Below are 17,847 nucleotides of genomic sequence, written 5' to 3'. Positions count from 1 at the left end.
ACCCCACCATCCGCTCTTTTACGGGTGTTTGGCAGGCTAACGAGAGGTTTGTAAAGGCTTGAACCCGGGCGCGTGTTGCCCATGCTCAACGCTTTATTCCGGTGGCTGGTTTACGGCCGGCTCCGGTTAATTTTGCTATGACTGGCCAGGAGTTGTTAGACCATTTTAAAGAAACCCCGGTGCTGGTGGTGGGCGATTTGATGCTCGACCACTACCTGTGGGGAGACGCTACCCGAATCTCGCCCGAGGCACCCGTCCCGGTTGTTGCGCAAGTGCGCGATACCTATACCGCCGGTGGGGCGGCTAATGTGGCGATGAATCTCGCCTCACTCGGAGCCCCGGTAGAGCTATTCGGCTGGATCGGCCGGGATACGCCTGGTGACGTGCTGACGGGGGTTCTCAGCAGTAACAATATCGCCTTCGACGCGCGCTGGCGCTCGGCGGAGAAGCCCACGATCGAGAAGACCCGCGTCATGGTGCGCCAGCAGCAGCTTTGCCGCATCGACCGCGAGGCGCATCGGGAGGTTTATGCTTTCGACAGCGACGAGTGCCTGTCTCTGCTGGAGAAGAAGATGGCTACCGCCAAGGCCGTCATCGTTTCGGACTATGCCAAGGGCGTTGTCACCGAGAAGCTGCTTTCGCGCCTCATTGAGTGCCGCGAGTCCACGGGTTGTTTGATCGCGGTTGATCCTAAGCCCAAGCGCAAGCTGAACGTGAAGGGCATGGACCTGATCACACCGAACCGGGACGAATCACTCCAGATGGCCGGTATCAGCATCGACCCCCACGAGCCCTTCCCGGAGGAAGAGGTCGTACGCGGTATTTCTGACAACTATGCCCCCCGCCACCTCGTGGTGACGCTGGGTGCGGACGGGATGCTCGTCTGCGATGAGGGTAAGGTTGCCCACCGCATCCCCACGGTGGCTCGCGAAGTTTTCGACGTGTCCGGTGCTGGCGACACTGTTATTTCCACTCTCACTCTTGCTCTGGCCGCGGGCGCTTCCGTCGAGGAGGCCGCCCACCTGGCCAACCGTGCCGCGGGTATCGCCATCGGTAAGCTCGGTACGGCTACTGTCACGCCCCAGGAGATTCTCGACTATGAAGGATAAGATCGCTCAAGGTCATGCTGAACTGGCCGAGGTCCTGGCCGCTTTCGCCAAGGAGCTGTCCGTGGTGGAGGCCACAGGCCGTGTCATCATTGATTGCCTGCGCAAGGGAGGAAAAATCCTCTCGGCCGGTAACGGTGGGAGTGCGGCAGACGCGCTGCACCTGGCCGAAGAGTTCTCGGGGCGCTACAAGGGGGATCGCCCCTCACTGCCGGGTCTGTGCCTGAGTGTGGACGCTACGGTCCTGACCTGTATCGCCAACGACTATGGCTTCGACGCAGTTTTCTCGCGTCAGATCGAGGGCTTAGGCCGTGCGGGTGATGTTTTTGTCGGCTTCACGACGAGTGGAAATTCCGCCAACCTGCTGACGGCGTTTGAGGCCTGCCGGGTACGCGGTGTGACGAGTATCCTCGTCACCGGTGGTGACGGGGGGAAGGCCCGGGAGCTTGTTGACCATGCGGTTATCGTACCCTCGCGCACCACAGCGCGTATTCAGGAGGTACATACCTTTATCCTCCACCAGTGGCTGGAGATGGTCGAGGCAGAGGACTGGACCTAGGCGCGATTGTGGACGATAACGCCGAGTAATCATGGGGGGCCAGATGCAGAAAGCTGAATACGGTGCGGTAGAAGCTTTTCGACGTCACTCGTCACGTACGGGGGGGAGTGCCCGCGTACGCTGGAGTCGTCATGAGTGGTGCACGGTTATCGGCTTATCTCTGCTGGTGGGCTTGGGGCCATGGATGCTCGGCAGTATGCGGCTCCTGCCGCAGTTGATTCTCTTCGGGATTAGCCTGCTTACCTTTATTCAATTATTTATTCCGTCGAACCCGCGTGACGAAGCTCCTCGCATGCATATGCGCTCTTTGCTGCGCTTTCCGCTTTTCTGGGTGGGGGGGCTATTGCTGGTATATATCATCATCCAGGGGCTGAACCCGGCGTACCGGGTGGAGTACAAGGATGTGGACCAATGGCAGCTTACGTCGTGGGCGTGGTCGATGGTGCCGGTTAACCATATCGACTGGCTACCCTCGGGGGTGAGTGCACCCTATGAACATGGCTCTGCCTGGCGCGCACTGGTAAACTGGGCGGCCGTCATCATGGGCATCTGGTCGGCCTGGGTCGGCCTGAAGCGCCGCTCCTGTGTGGAAGCGCTTTTCTGGGTCATTTGTATCAATGGGTCAGTGATAGCGCTGGTAGGGGTATTGCAGCAGATGACGGGGAGCGATACGCTGCTGTGGACGTTTGCTTCCAGTAACAAAAACTTTTTCGGCCCGTTCCACTACCGCAATCATGCCGGTGCGTACCTTTACCCGATTCTGACACTTTGTCTGGGGATGTTTTTCTATTACTCGAGGCGCGCCCGGAGGCGTATGCAGCGTTCCCATCCGGGGATCGTCTTTTTACTGCTCGGTTTGCTGATTGTTGTGGCTCAGACCATGAATGGCTCCCGGGGCGCGTTTTTGATGAGCGTCGGGGCGTTGTTGGTGTTCATTTTACTTTTTTTTGTGCGTATCCTGAGCTCCGGCAGCTTCCGTTCGATGATTGCTGGTATCGTGGTTCTTCTCTTGGTTTTGGCTACCGGAGGCTTTGCTGTCGTACGCTTTGGTGATCTTCCTGCGATTGAAAAACGTTTTGAATCCCTTCGGCTGAGCGATCGCTCCGGGCTGACGAAAGACGCCTCGGCCAATATGCGGGTGTTGATGAGTCAAGCGACCGCTGAAATGTATCTGGATCGGCCGGTCTGGGGTTGGGGGGCCGGGTCCTATCGTTGGGCGATTCGTCACTACCAGCTCATGGATAAGTACAGGCTGTTATGGGTTTCGCATAATCTCGACCCTGAGAATGGACTCCCCTATGCCAGAATCATCATCCATGGCCACAATGATATCCTTGAATTTGCCGCTGAGCTGGGCGCGGTCGGGGGCGGGCTGCTCGTGCTGATCATTCTGTTCTGGGGTGGGGCTGTACTGTATTATTGGCGTGCGCTGGAGTGTGAGCACCTGATGATCCTTTCTGGCGCAGGCCTGGCCTTGATCCATGCGACTTTTGAGTTTAACCTGAGTAATCCTTCGATATTACTGCTGGTCAGTACGGTGACGGCTGCCACGGTGACCTGGATGCGCCTGCACCCGCGTTTTCAGCCCAAAGAGGATGCTGCCTGATTCCCATTGATATGCTTTACGATCCCCAACGCCTGCTTTTGATTGCCGGACCCTGCTCGCTGGAGACAGAGGCCGTCACCTTCGGGGTGGCCGAGTGCTTGTCTGCTTTGGCTGCGCGGCACCCGGAGCTGAACATCATCTTCAAGGGCTCCTTTGATAAGGCCAACCGTACTTCTCTGGGCAGCGATCGTGGCCCCGGTATCGAGGAGGGGCTGGCTCGCCTGCAGAAGGTTAAAAACGAGACCGGCCTGCCGGTGACGACAGACTTTCATCTCCCGGAGCAGGCCGCTCCTGTGGGTGAGGTCTGCGATGTGCTCCAGGTCCCTGCCTTTCTCTGCCGCCAGACAGATCTGCTCGTGGCCGCTGCCAAGACCGGCCGCGTGGTCAATGTCAAGAAGGGGCAGTTCCTCTCTCCGACGGAGATGCGCTACGTGGTGGACAAGCTGGAAGGTGCCGAGGCTGCCGAGCTCTGGCAGACCGAGCGTGGCTCGACCTTTGGCTATCAGAATCTCGTGGTGGATATGCGGTCCTTTTCGATCATGAAGGGCTATGGGCATCCGACGGTCTTCGATGCGACGCACAGTGTGCAGCTCCCTGGAGCGGGTGGGGGTAAGACGACCGGGCAACGGGAGTTCGTACCGGCCTTGGCCCGCGCAGCCCTGGGGGCTGGCGCGGATGGCCTGTTTTTCGAGACCCACCCCGACCCCGACAGGGCTATTTCCGATGGCCCCAACCAGATACCTCTGGAGCAGTTTCCGGCCCTGGTTGAGGATTGCCTGCGGGTCTGGAGTGCTGTTCATCGTTGCTCATAAAGTCATTTGCCATGCCTGACCATTTCTCTTCAGCCCGTGATGTTTTCGAGCGCGACCAGCTTGCCTTGAGTGAGACGCTGGAGCGTATCCGCCCCGATTTTGACCGTTTCGTGGAGGAGTTGCTCAGCCTTCAAGGTAAGGTCGTCATGACGGGTATCGGCAAGTCCGGGATCGTGGCCCACAAGATAGCCGCGACCTTTGCCAGTACGGGCACCCCTGCTGTCTATATCAATGCAGGCGAGGCTCTCCATGGGGACTTGGGAGTGGTTTCTCCGGGCGATATCGTATTGATGATCTCCAACAGCGCCGAGACGGTCGAGATGGTCAAGATGCTGCCCTCGATCAAGCGTATCGGAGCGAAGGTGCTGGGGATTTTCGGCAAGACGAATACGCGCTTGGCCGAGCGTTGCGATGTGGTGCTGGATGCGTCCATCGAGCGTGAGGCCTGCCCGCTGAATCTGGCTCCGATGACCAGCGCGATGGTCGCTCTGGTGATCGGGGATGCGCTGGCGGTCGCGATGATGAATGCCCGTCATTTTCAGCCTGAGCAGTTCGCACTCTTTCACCCCGGCGGTACGCTGGGGCGCCGGCTTCTACTCACTGCAGCCGATGTCATGTTGACGGGCGATTCCGTGCCTGTGGTCGGACCAGACGTCGACTTTGAGGGACTGATTGCCGAGATGAACCGCCCAAATCTGGGAGCCGTCTTTGTCGCGGATGCGGAAGGGCACCTGCTGGGGATTATCACGGACGGAGACATCCGGCGCGCCATGCTGCCGGGAGGAGTCGGCCCTGCCCGGGCAGATCGCCTGATGACGGCCGGCCCCAAGACCGTGCTGCCCCAGACGGCAGTGGGGGAAATCATGGACCTGATGGAACGTCACAAGATATACGTGGTCCCTGTGGTAGACGAGGCGGGGCTGGTCAGTGGCATTCTGCGTATGCATGACTTGCTGAGTTGACGCATTGGGGTATGTTGGGGAAGTCTTTCAGCGCAGCCTTCTCCGCCCGGCTCAATATTATGCGTTTTCGATCCCTGTCTTGTCTGTTGCTCTTATCTGCTTCGTGGTTGTCCGCTACTGAAGCAGCGCAGGCATCACCGTCGCTGGTTATTGTTGAGGCTTCAGCGCCCGAGGAGTGGGAGAGTGATGCGGCAGCATTGATGGCCGATACGCTGGAAAAAATCTATCCAGGCAAGATCGAGCGTGTGTCTCGTGATGAGGCACCAGATGGCGGCCTGAAAATTTACCTGGGGCAGCCTCCGGAGGGGATTGAGACATGCGGCCTGGAGGGTGTGGACCCGGATGGTTTTGCCCTGATCGGTCCGCGTATCTGGCAGCCGCGAGTAGGACCGCGGCGGACGCCTTTTCGCGTAGCGCGCCGACCTCGTATGCATGAGCCGGAGTGGATTGCCGTTGTGGGTGCGAGTCCTTTGGGGACCTATTATGGCTCCGCCTGGCTGCTGAGGGAGCACTATGGTGTTCAGTGGCTTTTCCCGGGTGAGGATGGTCTCGATCTGCCCACGGTCGAGCCCCCCCTGCTGCCCCGCGATCGGGGCGTGATCGAGCCTTCGTTTATTCATCGGAGGTTGGGGCACGATCATGGGGAGCCATACAAGAGCTGGCGGTTGCTGAACGGTCTGAACAATCGTTTCCAGATCAACCACAACCTCCACAAATTGACCGAGCCGGAGGTTTTCGCCGCGCATCCTGAATGGCAATCCTATGCACGGGGTAAAAAACAAACGCGGGTGACGAGTACGGGCGTTCAGCCCAATCTCGTCTCGACTGGTTACAGGGAGTACATCGCGGATCGGGTGCGGGCGCACTGGGAAGGGCACCCCGATGACCCGGGCGTATCGCTCGGGATCACCGATAGCGTCAGCTTTGACGAGACGGAGCAGACGCGCGTTGTGGTCGAGCCCTTCACCTACTTTCGTAATCGCCCCAACTACAGTGATCTGGTTTTCGGGTTCACGAACGCTGTCGCCGTGCGGCTTTTTGAGGATGAAGAGTTTGGCGACCGTTTTGCGGATAAGTCTCTGAGCCAGTTGGCCTACTATTACGCCGAGGAGGTGCCGGATATCGAGCTCCACCCACAGATCATTCCCTGGCTGACCTCGGACCGGGCCCAATGGTTTGACCCGAATTACCGCAGCGAGGATGAGGCGTTGATCCGGCGCTGGAGCCGTATGGGGCTCAACATGATTGGCACCTGGGACTACTACGAGGGCATCCCCTTCTTTATCCCGCGATACTATCCGACGTTGATTGCCGAATCGATTAAGTATCTGCATGCGCATGACGGGCGGGGCTTTTTCGCCGAGGGCATCGCCAATCCGGGGATCGATGACCCCAAGTACTGGCTCGCGGCGCAGCTGCTTTGGGATGTCGATCAGGACCCCGAGCGGCTTCAGGAGGAGTTTTTCCAGCGCTGCTACAAGGCCTCTGCCGTACCGATGCGACGTTTTTTCGATCTGTGCGAGCAGGCCTGGATGGACCAGCCGCCGCCGGGCAGCTGGATCAAGTACTTCACCTCGCCTTCGCAGGCGGAGCTGTTCCCGCCTGAGTTGTGCAAGCGGATGCGGGCTTGCCTGGACGAGGCCATGAGCATGGCCGAAAGCGATTTAGTGCGCCGCAGGATCGAGCGGGTCTCCGCGAGCTTCAGGGTGGCAGAGGTTGCCTCTGAGCGCTATGAACAGTGGAAAACGCTGGCCGCTCAGGCCCATGTGTCCCCGGGCGAAAAGGCTGCGTTTGAGAAGGGCTTTGAGCCCCTTAATGCCGTGATCAAAGACAAATGGAAGCGCAGCATGGGCCTGTATTTTCTGCTCTACAGCGATCCCACCGACCGGGGAGCAGCGCCCCCGGAGGGGGCCACTAAAATCCTTGATGAAGATTTCGAGAGTTTGATGGTCCCGGATGGGCGGATTGTTGCATCTACTTATCCTGGCTATACCCTGGAAAATCAGGGGGAGCGTAAGTGGATGCTGAACATGCGCCATACGCAGGATTTACGGATCGAGCAGGCTTCGGGCTCCGCCTATGCGACGGGTGAGGGGCTGCGGATCGAGGGCGGCTCTTACTATCGCATGCTCACTGAGCTGGAGGTGACGCCGGGCACAGATCTGTATCTGCGTGCCTGGGTGCGCGGACGGGTAAGTGGGGAGACTCAGGTTTTCCTGCAGCTGGCGCTGCTGGATGCAGACGGTAAGATGTACAACGCGTGGAATATCGATGCCTTGTCACTGGGAGAGCACGATTGGCTGCCGCTTACGGTAAAGGCGCATGCCGGGCAGAACATCCCACGTGTGCAGGTCGGATTTATTATTATGAACCAGGCGCCGGGAGACTGGATTGACGTGGATGATATCGTGCTCTACCAAGGTCTACCTGAACCGAACTGATCCACTCGGCGGATCATTCAACTGGGCAGATGCGATGGCCAAGCGACTCTTCGATATAGCTGTTTCTGCACTGGCGCTGCTGATGCTTTCTCCGGTGCTGGTGGGGGTATGCCTGGTTTCGTGGTACAAGCTGGGGCGCCCGATACTTTTTCGCCAGCCCCGTCCTGGCCTGCACGGGAAGGTCTTTAACATCCTCAAGCTGCGGACCATGAGCGATGCACGTGGTCCTGATGGCGAGTTGCTGCCGGATGCCGAGCGGCTGGGCCGCTATGGGCGCTTCCTGCGCTCGACCAGTCTGGACGAGCTCCCCGAGCTGATCAATGTGCTCAAGGGCGACATGAGCCTGGTCGGCCCACGCCCGCTGCTGGTGCGCTATCTTGAGCGCTACAGTCCAGAGCAGGCGCGCCGCCATGAGGTGCGCCCCGGTTTGACCGGCTGGGCCCAGGTCAAGGGCCGCAATGCACTGTCCTGGCCGGAGCGGCTCAAGCTGGATGTGTGGTACGTGAACAACCGCAGCTGCTGGCTGGACCTGAAGATCCTTTTCCTGACGGTTCGCGCGGTTTTGCGGCGGGAGGGGATTTCCGCAGATGGCGAGGTAACCATGTCCGAGTTTATGGGTGAGCAGTAGTCGCCCGCCCGCTCCTAGTGCATAGGCCTGACATAGGCGGCTTTCTTTTCGGGGACGTTGACGTAATGGCGTCCGTGAAATAGCTGTTACGCATGGTGCAACAACAGGCAAGATGTCCCTGGGCCGAACACGGCGAGCTGGAGCGCGTTTATCACGACGAAGAGTGGGGCATGCCAGTGCACGACGACCGACGTCTGTTCGAGATGCTCAATCTGGAGGGGCAGCAGGCGGGGCTCAGCTGGTCCACGATCCTGAGTAAGCGAAAGTCTTTTAATGCGGCGTTCGCGGATTTCGATCCCGCCCGCCTGGTGGATTTTGATGAGGACCGCGTGAACGAGCTGATGCAGAACCCCGGCATCATCCGCCACCGGCTAAAGATTCAGGCTGTGATTCAAAACGCCCGTGCCTATACGGCACTCGTCGAGCGTCATGGCTCGCTGGACGCTTTCCTGTGGCGCTACGTGGAGGGCCAGCCCGTTATCAACGCATGGACGGAGATCAGTCAGCTGCCGGCCCGCTCAGCACTCTCCGATACCCTCTGCCGCGATTTGAAAAAGCTCGGGTTCAAGTTCGTGGGTTCAACGACCCTTTACGCCTTTATGCAGGGGGTGGGCATGGTCAACGACCACCTTGTCAGCTGCCCGTGCTATCGCCGTTGTATCGAGGCGGCGGGTTGATCGTCCAGTAAGCTCAGGTAGAACTCTGCGGCATCTCCGCCTGAATGGCTTCCGGGGGAGGGGCGAGCGTGAGGTCAGCAAGCTCCTGGATCAGCATATGCATGCCGGGATCAGCCTCGAAAACATCGCCAAAGGGCATGTTGCTGGAGATGCGTACAAAGAACTGCTCCTGCATCTGGTTCAGCCCGTACTTGAAGATGGTCTTGATCGGGTCGAGCCGGTCCCATTCGCCCACGACACGGTTGACGTAGATGGACTCGCCCACGGTGTGCCAGTAGTAGACGTAGGTGAGGTCGCTTCCGGCCTTGGGGTGGGTGTAGGTGCGGTATTCCGCAGGGAAAAGCTCCTCCTGGCCCGCCTGGAGATCGACGCCTTCCTCGGCATCCATGCGCTGCCAGCCATTTCTGACCCAGCAGATGTCGGGGGTGTGGGCCTCCACCAGTCGCACGGGCATCTGCTTCGGCTTCCAGTAGGCGACATAGACGCTGATCTGGCGGTCGCCCTGTGTATAGCGGCGGTAGATGGCCTCCTCGAAGTTGAGGATATCCTCGGTGCGTTCACGCATTTCCGGCGAGCTTGCCAGCTCCAGCTCTTCGCAGTCCCAGCCGGGCAGGTCATTGGAGATCAAATCGGCCAGCGGTTCCGTCAGCGTGATCTCGGGATGGTAGAAGTACTCCTGGCGGACGAGGATGCCCACCAGTGCTGCGCAGACGAGAGCTCCAAAGAAAAGAAGGGCTTTTTTCATGAAAGCGAGGAAAGGGTTGAGTTAGGGGACAGGGGAAATACTCTAAGGTTCATTCGGTTTTTATCAAGCCTACTCCCACCCATGAGCTGCGAGCGTATTTACCTGTCCCCACCGGCGATGTCTGAGGCGGACCTGGCCGCTTTGACCGAGGCCTTTCAGAGTAACTGGATCGCCCCTGTCGGCCCTGCGTTGGGAGCCTTTGAGGCCGAAATGTGCCGTCAGACGGGCGCGGCTCACGCGGTCGCTCTTGCTTCGGGGACGGCTGCCCTGCATCTGGCCCTCAAAGAGTCCGGTGTGGGTCCCGGAGATCAGGTGTTTTGCTCGACCCTCAGTTTTGCGGCTTCTGCGAATGCCATTGCGTACTGTGGGGCTGAGCCGGTTTTTATCGATTCGGAGGCCAGCACCTGGAACATGGACCCCGCCCGTCTGGAGGAAGCGCTTGAAGCGGCGGCCAAGACGGGGAAGCTGCCTGCTGCGGTCGAGGTGGTGCAGGCTTATGGCCAGTGCGCGGACATGGATGCTATTTCGGCGTTGTGCGAAAAACATGGAGTTGTGCTGATCGAGGATGCCGCCGAAGCCCTCGGTGCGACCTACAAGGGGAGGGCCGCTGGTACCTTTGGGCGAGCCTCGGTCATGTCTTTCAACGGCAACAAAATCATCACCTGTTCAGGGGGCGGGATGCTGTTGACCGACGAGTCCGCACTGGCTGACCGGGTGCGCTACCTGTCGACGCAGGCGCGCGAGCCCGGTCGTGCATACCTGCACCTGGAGGTCGGCTATAATTATCGCCTGAGCAATCTGCTGGCGGCACTTGGGCTTTCACAGTTGAAAAGCCTCCCCGAAAAAGTCGCGCAGCGACGTGCGGTCTTTGAGCGGTATGGGGAGCGTCTGGGCGCACTGCCCGGGGTGACACTGATGCCTGAAACGCCAGGGGGCGAGGGCACGCGTTGGCTCAGTTCGCTGCTCATTGATGAGCAGGAGGCAGGGATCTCCAGCTCCGAGCTGCTTGACGCACTCGAAGCCGAGAAGATTGAAGCCCGGCCGTTGTGGCGTCCCTTGCATACGCAGCCCTGCTTTGCCCACTGCCGTGTTTACGGTGGAGCTGTGGCCGAGGGCTTGGCGGCGCGGGGGCTGAGCCTGCCCAGCCAGCTAAGTGAAGCGCAGCAAGAGCGTGTTTGCGCCTGCGTGGAAAAGGCGTTCGCTCAGAAGCGATAGGGGAACGCACCGCCGGTCGAAAGTAGGCCGCGATGGCGCGGTTGCTTGCGACGCTTGAGCAGCTCTTTGGGCTTGAGGTACTTGAGTCGCCAGATCACGGCGATTGCGAAGCAGACGGTCACCAGCATGATCAGGATCGCCATCCAGTCCCCCGCGAGGCTGAGCAGGATGGCCAGTGCCCCGAGGACGAGGTTGATGTAGTACAGGCGCATGACAGCGGCCCGTTGACCACCACCAAAGACCTTGCGCACGCGGTGGTGCATGTGGTCCTTGTCCGGGTAAAACACCGGTCGCCCTTTAAGGAAGCGGCGAGTCATCGACAAAAGCGTATCAAAAACGGGCAGGCCCACGGCAATGATGGGCACCATATACATGAAGTGGTTGTGGCCCAACGTACTGACATTCAAGGAATAGCAGGCGATGACATACCCCAGGAAAAGACTTCCAGTGTCCCCCATAAAGACTTTAGCCGGGTGAGTGTTGAGGACGAGAAAGCCCAGGACTGTGCCGGTGATACTGAAGAGGAAGATCAGGTCGATTGCGCCGCCCAGCAAGGTGTAGCAAATCGTCAAGGCCAGTAGCGAAATCAGGAAAATGCCTCCGGCCAGCCCGTCCATCCCGTCAATGAGGTTCACGGCATTGATGACGCCGATGAGCCATAGGAACGTCACGGGGATAGACGCCATATTTGCGTAACCGTCGAGAATGCCGAAATTAAGCTGCAGCCGGTAGCCGGCCAGAATGAGATAGACGGCGATCAGGCACTGGGCGACGAGCTTTTGCCGGAAGCTGATGCCCTTGAAGTCGTCCACCAGCCCCGTGACGGCGATGACAACGCCGCCTGTCAGGAAGTAGATGTTGGGCATCTGCAGGCCGCCGAGCTCCTGCGGCCAGATCTGACGCACGAGCGAGAAGTACAACAGGCTCCCCATCAACCCAGCGAAAAGCCCGAGCCCGCCGATGCGCGGGATGGGCTTGCTGTGAATCTTTCGGTGGTCGGGCTTATCGATCAGCCCGAGACGTTCGGCGTAGCGGCAAAGGATGAGAGTTGTCACCAGCGTCAGCACGAATCCAACGGCCAGCCCGCCGAACATAATCAGAAAGTCATAGTAGTTGCTGGACATAGAAAGAGGGTGAGCAGAGTGGCAGACGCTACCCGCTGAGCCTGTTGCGGTCAAGCCGGATGAGGCTGGCCGGGGGCGCCTTTGGGCTTGTTTCCAGGCATGGCATAATCTAAACCATAAAGGTTCTAGTTGCTCGGTATACTTCCTTAATACGCTCTCACTGTATGGCCAAAAAAATTAACCGCGAAGGGCTTCTTTACGCTGCACTGATTATCTTTCTTTGCATCGCCAGCTTCTATTTCGCTAACGAAATTCGCTGGGAATTTCAGATGCCTGACCGCTATCAGGTCATGCGAGTGGAGATTATGCTGTGGCTGATCCCTCTGGAAGTTGTTGTGCTGTATGCCTTTGGACAGTTTGAGGTGACAGCGGCGCGCTTTCGAAGTTATGACTTTTTCCAGCTGCTGCTAGCCCTTGGCCTGACGACGCTGTTCCTGTTGTACCTCTGGTATGTCTTTGACGGTAAGGACTGCCCCTCGCGTGGAGTTATCTTGATCAACTTCATGTTAACGCTGTTGGCGCTGACACTTTTTCGCGGCCTGCTGCAGTATGTGCGGGGTGAGGCGCTGGGTATTGATGAGCGTTCCGGCTTTCGTAACAATCGTGTGGCGATCTATGGCGCGGGCTTTATCTGCAACACGCTCATCCAGGAACTGCAGACCAAACGCGGGTTTGGCATGCAGCCGGTAGCTATCCTGGACGACAATCCGGCGGTCATCGGGCACAAGTATCATGGGCTGCGTGTCTTTGGCGGGATCGATACCCTCAGCCGTGCGGTCGCCCGCTACGATCTGGACCGCATCATTATTGCCCAGCCGGACATCTCCCCTGCCATGATCCGGGACGTGCTTCTGATGACGAGGCGTGAACGCCTGGACGTCCTGATTGTACCTTCTCCTCAGGAGCTGCTCTACGGTCAGGTCCGTGCCGATCAGTTGCGCCCGGTCGAGCTGGAGGATTTCCTTGGCCGCAGCAGCCTGGAGACCAATGCGATCGAGATCCATCAATTGATCTCCCAGAGTGTGGTCATGGTGACGGGAGCTGGCGGTAGTATCGGCGGCGAGCTGAGCCGCCAGATTGCCGCTAAGAATCCATCCCGTATCCTACTGGTTGAGCAGTCGGAGGCCGCGCTTTTTGTGATTGAGCAGGAGCTGCGCTCAGAGGGGTTTGGGGCCATCGTGCTGCCGTTGCTGGCTGATATTAACGACACGGAGCGGATGGACTTCATCCTCGATCGCTATCGGCCCACGATCATTTTCCACTCCGCGGCTCACAAGCATGTGCCCATGATCGAGCTGCAGCCCGGAGAGGCGATCAAGAACAATACCCTGGCCACGGCCCAGTTTGCCCGTCTGGCGAGCAAGTATCAGTGCCAGCGCTTTGTTTTCATCTCCTCGGACAAGGCCATTAACCCGACCAGCGCAATGGGTGCCTCCAAGCGCCTGGCCGAGCTGTTCTTGCAGGCATTTCAGGGGGAGCCCGGTAATAAAACGGTCTTCATGGCCGTGCGTTTCGGGAACGTGCTCGGGTCCTCGGGCTCAGTGGTTCCGATCTTTAAGAAGCAGATTCGCGAAGGCGGGCCGGTTACCGTTACTCACCCGGATGTGACCCGCTATTTCATGTCCATCCCCGAGGCGGTGGGCTTAGTCCTGCAGACGGCTGTTCTCGGCGATGGTGGCGATATCTTTGTGCTCGATATGGGCCAGCCGATTAAGGTGGTGGACGTGGCTCGCCAACTGGTTGAGCTGAGTGGCTTCAAGCCTGGCGTGGACATTGAGATCCGATTCGTGGGGCTGCGCCCCGGCGAAAAGCTCTTCGAGGAGCTTCAACACAAGGGTGAGGAGTACGTCGCGACGGCCCATCCGCGGGTGAAGCGCTTTATCTCCAGCCCCTGCGATCTGGCTGAGCTGGAGAGCAACCTGAAGGATCTGGTGGAAAAGGTGGAGCAGTACGACCGCAACCAGCTCAAGCAAATGCTGCAACACATCGTGCCCGAGTACACGCCGTATCTGGACTGAAACGAAAGTGCTCTAGATCCCGCTCGGACCTGTCAGGCGCTTAATAGTCCTTTTCGTAGATGATGCCGTTGGCGTCCTCAAAGGTGAGCAGGCCCAGATCACGGTCATGCCCGATCCAGAGAATGACGGGGGCCTGGCTGACCTGGTCGCCGATGTGGTAGTTCACACCCTCGATCGTCATGCGGCTCCCACGTATCACATTGGGGCGCAGTTGCTCGATCCAGGCGGTGACAGCAGGATTGGGCTGCCCCGGGCCGCTTTGCGGGTCTGCCAGTGTCGGCGAATCAGGAATGTCTGCGGTGTCAGATGATGCGGGCGTTGAGGGTTGAACATCATCAGGGAGCAGAGGTCCTCGATTCCAGTCGCCAACTGTTCCGTCGGTGGACGGTTGGGGGTCCTCGACAGAGCCGATGGCTGAGGGGCCGTTGTTCGCATCCTCCGGGGTGTTTGATTCCCACTCGACAAACTCAGACGCGTTCTCTGTGCCGCCCAGGAGCTTCATAAAGGCGAAAGCCACCCCGGCGATAGCGATCAGGATGATGAGAAAGGTCAGCATGACGGGCAGAATGCCCTTACTGGACTTGGTCTTGACGGGTTTGACCTCCAGGTCGCTATCGGTGAGTCCTTCCGGGGGAGTGAAGGGCGGAGGTGGCGGTGTGCCGGCACTTGTTTTGGGGCCAATGACGGGGGGCAGAGGCGGCGGGGCGTCCTCTGGTGGCCGCTGAGTGCTGGTCGGCGGCGGTGAAAGTTTCGAGTCTGATGGGGCTACGGGCGGCGGTGTCGCAGCCGGTGGAGGTGAAATATCCTTAATGGATGCGGACGGCGGTGGAGGAGTCTGTTTCGGCTCATCCTGTTTGTCGTCGGTCTTCAGGCGTGGCTTGATGGTGGGCTGCTTGGGGGCCGGCGGCGGTGGGACGAGCGGGTCAACGGCGGCTGGTGGCGGACTGGATGGCTCCTGTTGCTCACGCTTGGGGGACAGCTTCATCCGCGGTGCAGATGGCGGGCCGTCCTCACGCTTTACGGGCGGAGGAGGGGCTGCTTCTTCCTTGCGGGGCGTGGAGCCGCGCTTGAGCGAGAGCTTTTTCTTAGCGCTGGAACCGTTTTCGGTATTCGAGTCCTGACTCATCAACAAATTCGATTTCGTTGTTCTTGATTGCTTTGATCCGCAAGCGGGATTGAGGGTCCACGACAGAGCCGATAAAGAAGACCTGATTATTCATCAGCACGCGGCTTTGCTTGCCGGCGACTTTGACCCCGGTGATGCGGGATGCGTTTAAAAAGGCGACAATGGCGGGATCCCCTGTCTGCTCGTCCGCCTCAGTCTGGGCGGCCTCCTCCTCGACGTCAGCCGTGCCTGCGACTGAGACCGGCTGATCCGGCATGGCAAAGGCGATCGGTGCGGGCTCCTCGGAGACGGGTTGCGGAGCTGCGGTAACGGGCGTGGTAGCCGTAGGCTGAGGCTGGGCTGCCGGTGCAGGGCTTGCTGGCGGAGTTTTGTCACTACTAGGAGACACGCTGTCTGCTGCTTCGTTGACGGCTACGGCAGTGTCTGGAGCGGATGTTTCCGCTGGCGGGGTGGGGGCTGGGGCCTGCTCAGCGGCCGGGGGTGCCGGAGCCTCGGTGGGGGCGTCCTCCGGAATCTTAAAAGCGATGGCGGTCTCGGTGCCCTCGGCCGCTGCCGCATCTGGAGTCGTTTCGGTCGCCGCCACGGATGGTCTCTCGGCTTGGGTGGGTACGCTTCCTTTGTCAGCGGCTTGCTCGGTTCTTGGATCGGCCAGCTTGATGTGGACGGCGACCTCGGAGGGCAGGGGAGCTTCCGGTACGGGCTCGGGGTCGATGAGCGTGAGCAGGAAAATAACGGTGGAGGTGGTACCGGCGATGACGAGCGTCAGCGCGACGATCCGGCGTGTCCACCGGAACGAGCGGGTGGCGGCCGGGTTCCCGGGGCGCGGCCCGATGCCGACGGGAGCGGGCCGCTTTTCACCTTGCCCGGCGGATTCACGATCGCGCTGGGCCTTTTTGAGGGCGTCATTGATCAGGCTCATGCGTGTTCGAGGCGTTTAAGTTCTTTGACGGCGCGCCGGACGTCCCACCAGTTGACGTCGTCGGCATTGCGGATGTAGGCGGAGAGGAGGGCCTTGTCGCAAAGGTTGTTAATCATCCGTGGGGTGCCGCGGCTGGCGCGGTAGACCTTGCGCAGGGCACGCGGGGTGAAGCGGGGGCGTCCGTTGGCACCGGCCAGGGAGAGGCGGTGCTGGACGTAGGCCTCGGTCTGCTGCCGGTCCAGCGGGTGCAGATCGTAGTAGACCAGGACGCGCTGCCGCAGCTGCCGCAGGCGCTTCTCGCGCAGCTTCACCTTCAGCTCAGGCTGGCCCATAAGGATGATCTGGAGCAGCTTCTGCTCGTCGGTTTCGAGATTGGAGAGCAGGCGGACCTGCTCCATGACCTCGAAGGAAAGATTCTGCGCCTCGTCGATGATCATGACGATCTCCTTACCGGCGTGAATGCGCTTGAGCAGGGCCTCGTTGAGGCGGCCGGTGCGGTCGGCATGGGTGTGCTCGTCGACGGGCTCGCCCAGCTCGCGGAGGATGGCCAGGACGAGCTGCTCCTCGTCCACGCGGGGGTTGAGGATGAGCACGGACTCGTAGCGCTCGTCATCCAGCTCGTTGAGCAGGGCGCGGCAGAGTGTGGATTTCCCGCAGCCGACCTCCCCGGTGAGCACGATAAACCCCTTGCGCTCGGTGATCCCGTAGCGCAGGTGGGAGAGGGCCTCCTGGTGGGTCGGACTCAGAAAGAGAAACTTCGGGTCCGGCGTCACGTTGAAGGGCATCGCCTCAAAACCATAAAATTGCTGGTACATGGTTGGGGCTGGTTGCAGATATGCGCGCCGTTTAAGCGATTTGAATTGAAGACGTTAGGGAAAGGGCCCAAGTTTGGCCAGTATTTTCGGCTTTAGATCCGGTAAGGGATATGTAAAAGCTGACCCGTAAAGCTTTGGTCTTTACCGAAGCGCTCATCTGTGTTACTTCTTACGCGAATAAGCAATGCGACTTTCTCCCCAATTCATGCACAAGTTCGTGGCCGGAGCACTGGCTACCGGGCTGGTTGTGGTCGTAGCAGTCTTTTCCTTGCTGCTGCTGCGGACCTGGCGGGAGTACTCGGTCTACCAGACGCGTGAGGCTGCGCTCGAGCAGAGCATGGTGCGTGCGCAGGCTGACCGCGGCTATAAGCAGGCTTATCTCAACAAGTTGTTAACGGATCCCGCCTTTTTCGAGCGTGTCGCCCGCGAGCGCCTCGGCTACTCGCGTGAGGACGAGATGATCATTCGATTCGAGGAGGACTGACTTTTAGCAGGCGCGCGATTTTACCCCTGGAGCGTATCGCAGACATACCGATATATTAGCAAAAGCATAGGGCAATCCGTTGAAAAAACCTGCTTTCGCGTGTATTCTGGGGCGTTTTACCCCCATTCACCGGTATGACTGATACCCAACACGGTCGTTGCCATGATTACACATAAGCTTCCTTTTGGTAACTTCACGATCCATGACCGCTATATGATCGGCGAGTTCATGGAAGGCGTGAATTTTGACCTGCCGATGCTGGACACCCTTACATCTATCGCGCAGGAGCACTTTACCCGACCTTTCGGCTACGTCGCCAACCGCATCCACAGCTACTCCATCGACCCCAAACTCTACCGGGAGCTCGATCGGGTGCCGCTGATGCAAGCGATGGCCATCGTCACCTATCGCACGGCCACCTGGCAGGCGCTGCAGGTCGAGCGTGGCTTTATGCCCAAGATGCCCGTCGGGGTCTTCTTTGATCTGACTGCGGCCTTGAGCTGGGTGGAGACCGCCCTCGATAAGCAGCCCAGCCCGCCCCAGTCTCGCACCCAGCGACAGTAGCGGTTGCTTGCGGTTTAACTTTCCAACACGCAAATCCCGGCGCTCA

At 59.5% G+C, this 17,847-nt stretch carries 17 protein-coding genes; 12 read left to right on the top strand and 5 right to left on the bottom strand.

Features of this window, described 5'->3' with window-relative positions:
* Positions 1–137: 137 nt before the first annotated feature.
* The 8 genes from K0V07_RS03605 to K0V07_RS03570 all read left to right on the top strand — a co-directional run bounded on the left by K0V07_RS03605 (position 138) and on the right by K0V07_RS03570 (position 8,791).
* Complete coding sequence (locus tag K0V07_RS03605; RefSeq protein WP_220623170.1) at positions 138–1,109, top strand: bifunctional ADP-heptose synthase; 972 nt, start codon at positions 138–140, stop codon at positions 1,107–1,109.
* Positions 1,099–1,665, top strand: a complete 567-nt coding sequence (locus tag K0V07_RS03600; RefSeq protein WP_220623169.1) for an SIS domain-containing protein — start codon at positions 1,099–1,101, stop codon at positions 1,663–1,665. The genes K0V07_RS03605 and K0V07_RS03600 overlap by 11 nt, the downstream gene beginning before the upstream one ends.
* Positions 1,666–1,708: 43 nt before the next feature.
* Positions 1,709–3,271, top strand: a complete 1,563-nt coding sequence (locus K0V07_RS03595; protein ID WP_220623168.1) for an O-antigen ligase family protein — start codon at positions 1,709–1,711, stop codon at positions 3,269–3,271.
* An 11-nt stretch (positions 3,272–3,282) separates the two neighbouring features.
* A complete protein-coding gene (kdsA, locus tag K0V07_RS03590; RefSeq protein WP_220623167.1) occupies positions 3,283–4,083 on the top strand; it encodes a 3-deoxy-8-phosphooctulonate synthase in 801 nt (266 codons plus the stop codon).
* 11 nt (positions 4,084–4,094) lie between these two features.
* The gene (locus K0V07_RS03585; RefSeq protein ID WP_220623166.1) at positions 4,095–5,045 is read left to right on the top strand and encodes a KpsF/GutQ family sugar-phosphate isomerase; all 951 of its coding nucleotides are present in this window, start codon (positions 4,095–4,097) and stop codon (positions 5,043–5,045) included.
* Positions 5,046–5,152: 107 nt separating this feature from the next.
* Positions 5,153–7,486: a DUF4838 domain-containing protein gene (locus tag K0V07_RS03580; RefSeq protein WP_220623165.1), complete on the top strand. Its 2,334-nt coding sequence runs from the start codon at positions 5,153–5,155 to the stop codon at positions 7,484–7,486.
* 34 nt (positions 7,487–7,520) lie between these two features.
* On the top strand, positions 7,521–8,114 hold the full coding sequence (locus K0V07_RS03575) for a sugar transferase (RefSeq protein WP_220624061.1): 594 nt from the start codon (positions 7,521–7,523) through the stop codon (positions 8,112–8,114).
* A gap of 92 nt (positions 8,115–8,206) precedes the next feature.
* A complete protein-coding gene (locus K0V07_RS03570) occupies positions 8,207–8,791 on the top strand; it encodes a DNA-3-methyladenine glycosylase I (RefSeq protein ID WP_220623164.1) in 585 nt (194 codons plus the stop codon).
* Between the two features lie 13 nt (positions 8,792–8,804).
* Here the strand turns inward: K0V07_RS03570 and K0V07_RS03565 are convergent, their stop codons facing one another.
* Positions 8,805–9,536: an exosortase-associated EpsI family protein gene (locus tag K0V07_RS03565; RefSeq protein WP_220623163.1), complete on the bottom strand. Its 732-nt coding sequence runs from the start codon at positions 9,534–9,536 to the stop codon at positions 8,805–8,807.
* A gap of 81 nt (positions 9,537–9,617) precedes the next feature.
* On the opposite strand from K0V07_RS03565, the gene K0V07_RS03560 reads away from it, so the two are divergent.
* Complete coding sequence (locus tag K0V07_RS03560) at positions 9,618–10,751, top strand: aminotransferase class I/II-fold pyridoxal phosphate-dependent enzyme (protein WP_220623162.1); 1,134 nt, start codon at positions 9,618–9,620, stop codon at positions 10,749–10,751.
* On the opposite strand, the gene K0V07_RS03555 is transcribed toward K0V07_RS03560, so the two are convergent.
* Positions 10,739–11,875, bottom strand: a complete 1,137-nt coding sequence (locus K0V07_RS03555; protein WP_220623161.1) for an MraY family glycosyltransferase — start codon at positions 11,873–11,875, stop codon at positions 10,739–10,741. The two genes, K0V07_RS03560 and K0V07_RS03555, sit on opposite strands and share 13 nt — an antisense overlap.
* 164 nt (positions 11,876–12,039) lie before the next feature.
* Between K0V07_RS03555 and K0V07_RS03550 the strand changes: the two genes are divergently transcribed.
* Positions 12,040–13,893, top strand: coding sequence for a nucleoside-diphosphate sugar epimerase/dehydratase (locus tag K0V07_RS03550; RefSeq protein WP_220623160.1), 1,854 nt, complete (start codon positions 12,040–12,042; stop codon positions 13,891–13,893).
* A gap of 40 nt (positions 13,894–13,933) precedes the next feature.
* On the opposite strand, the gene K0V07_RS03545 is transcribed toward K0V07_RS03550, so the two are convergent.
* The 3 genes from K0V07_RS03545 to K0V07_RS03535 are packed head-to-tail and all read right to left on the bottom strand — an operon-like array spanning position 13,934 to position 16,753.
* A complete protein-coding gene (locus K0V07_RS03545; RefSeq protein ID WP_220623159.1) occupies positions 13,934–15,019 on the bottom strand; it encodes a hypothetical protein in 1,086 nt (361 codons plus the stop codon).
* The gene (locus K0V07_RS03540) at positions 14,979–15,938 is read right to left on the bottom strand and encodes a hypothetical protein (protein WP_220623158.1); all 960 of its coding nucleotides are present in this window, start codon (positions 15,936–15,938) and stop codon (positions 14,979–14,981) included. Before K0V07_RS03540 ends, K0V07_RS03545 begins: the two co-directional genes overlap by 41 nt.
* The gene (locus K0V07_RS03535; RefSeq protein ID WP_220623157.1) at positions 15,935–16,753 is read right to left on the bottom strand and encodes an AAA family ATPase; all 819 of its coding nucleotides are present in this window, start codon (positions 16,751–16,753) and stop codon (positions 15,935–15,937) included. Before K0V07_RS03535 ends, K0V07_RS03540 begins: the two co-directional genes overlap by 4 nt.
* 184 nt (positions 16,754–16,937) lie before the next feature.
* On the opposite strand from K0V07_RS03535, the gene K0V07_RS03530 reads away from it, so the two are divergent.
* Positions 16,938–17,237 (top strand): septum formation initiator family protein, encoded by a 300-nt coding sequence (locus K0V07_RS03530; RefSeq protein ID WP_220623156.1) that lies wholly within the window; start codon positions 16,938–16,940, stop codon positions 17,235–17,237.
* A gap of 162 nt (positions 17,238–17,399) precedes the next feature.
* Positions 17,400–17,801 (top strand): hypothetical protein, encoded by a 402-nt coding sequence (locus K0V07_RS03525; RefSeq protein ID WP_220623155.1) that lies wholly within the window; start codon positions 17,400–17,402, stop codon positions 17,799–17,801.
* Positions 17,802–17,847: the final 46 nt, after the last annotated feature.

It is taken from the genome of Ruficoccus sp. ZRK36 (assembly GCF_019603315.1).
GTDB lineage: Bacteria > Verrucomicrobiota > Verrucomicrobiia > Opitutales > Cerasicoccaceae > Ruficoccus.
Note: the sequence above shows the minus strand (reverse complement) of the source record. Positions and strands in the feature narration are given on the sequence as shown.

Excerpts from the sequence above, each read along its gene's own strand:
- K0V07_RS03525 (WP_220623155.1), top strand. The coding sequence starts at position 17,400 with ATGATTACACATAAGCTTCCTTTTGGTAACTTCACGATCCATGACCGC.
- K0V07_RS03540 (WP_220623158.1), bottom strand. The coding sequence starts at position 15,938 with ATGAGCCTGATCAATGACGCCCTCAAAAAGGCCCAGCGCGATCGTGAA.
- K0V07_RS03530 (WP_220623156.1), top strand. The coding sequence starts at position 16,938 with ATGCGACTTTCTCCCCAATTCATGCACAAGTTCGTGGCCGGAGCACTG.
- K0V07_RS03535 (WP_220623157.1), bottom strand. The coding sequence starts at position 16,753 with ATGTACCAGCAATTTTATGGTTTTGAGGCGATGCCCTTCAACGTGACG.
- K0V07_RS03575 (WP_220624061.1), top strand. The coding sequence starts at position 7,521 with ATGGCCAAGCGACTCTTCGATATAGCTGTTTCTGCACTGGCGCTGCTG.
- K0V07_RS03605 (WP_220623170.1), top strand. The coding sequence starts at position 138 with ATGACTGGCCAGGAGTTGTTAGACCATTTTAAAGAAACCCCGGTGCTG.
- kdsA (WP_220623167.1), top strand. The coding sequence starts at position 3,283 with ATGCTTTACGATCCCCAACGCCTGCTTTTGATTGCCGGACCCTGCTCG.
- K0V07_RS03545 (WP_220623159.1), bottom strand. The coding sequence starts at position 15,019 with ATGAGTCAGGACTCGAATACCGAAAACGGTTCCAGCGCTAAGAAAAAG.
- K0V07_RS03570 (WP_220623164.1), top strand. The coding sequence starts at position 8,207 with ATGGTGCAACAACAGGCAAGATGTCCCTGGGCCGAACACGGCGAGCTG.
- K0V07_RS03595 (WP_220623168.1), top strand. The coding sequence starts at position 1,709 with ATGCAGAAAGCTGAATACGGTGCGGTAGAAGCTTTTCGACGTCACTCG.
- K0V07_RS03585 (WP_220623166.1), top strand. The coding sequence starts at position 4,095 with ATGCCTGACCATTTCTCTTCAGCCCGTGATGTTTTCGAGCGCGACCAG.
- K0V07_RS03565 (WP_220623163.1), bottom strand. The coding sequence starts at position 9,536 with ATGAAAAAAGCCCTTCTTTTCTTTGGAGCTCTCGTCTGCGCAGCACTG.
- K0V07_RS03550 (WP_220623160.1), top strand. The coding sequence starts at position 12,040 with ATGGCCAAAAAAATTAACCGCGAAGGGCTTCTTTACGCTGCACTGATT.
- K0V07_RS03600 (WP_220623169.1), top strand. The coding sequence starts at position 1,099 with ATGAAGGATAAGATCGCTCAAGGTCATGCTGAACTGGCCGAGGTCCTG.
- K0V07_RS03560 (WP_220623162.1), top strand. The coding sequence starts at position 9,618 with ATGAGCTGCGAGCGTATTTACCTGTCCCCACCGGCGATGTCTGAGGCG.
- K0V07_RS03555 (WP_220623161.1), bottom strand. The coding sequence starts at position 11,875 with ATGTCCAGCAACTACTATGACTTTCTGATTATGTTCGGCGGGCTGGCC.